Origin of the sequence: Ligilactobacillus animalis KCTC 3501 = DSM 20602, assembly GCF_001434535.1 — a bacterium.
Taxonomy (GTDB): domain Bacteria; phylum Bacillota; class Bacilli; order Lactobacillales; family Lactobacillaceae; genus Ligilactobacillus; species Ligilactobacillus animalis.
Genome location: NZ_AYYW01000036.1, coordinates 1 through 282 on the forward strand (window position 1 = coordinate 1; position 282 = coordinate 282).

Annotated in this window: 2 rRNA genes; both read left to right on the plus strand. The window is 47.2% G+C overall.

From position 1 onward, the window contains the following. A 23S ribosomal RNA gene (locus tag FC30_RS06465) occupies nt 1-94 on the plus strand; the annotation flags it as partial. A gap of 71 nt (nt 95-165) precedes the next feature. Then, nucleotides 166-282 (plus strand): 5S ribosomal RNA (gene rrf / locus FC30_RS06470).

Below are 282 nucleotides of genomic sequence, written 5' to 3' on the forward strand. Positions count from 1 at the left end.
AGACCCCTGAGAGATGATCAGGTAGATAGGATGGAAGTGGAAGTACGGTGACGTATGGAGCGGACCATTACTAATCGGTCGAGGACTTAACCAAGTCAAAAACGCAGCGTTTTCGGAAATAAAGATATTGTCTAGTTTTGAGAGAACAAGGTTCTCACAAAAAAGTGTGGTGGCGATAGCACAAAGGCTACACCTGTTCCCATTCCGAACACAGAAGTTAAGCTTTGTAACGCCGATAGTAGTTAGGGGATCGCCCCTTGCGAGGGTAGGAAGTTGCCACGC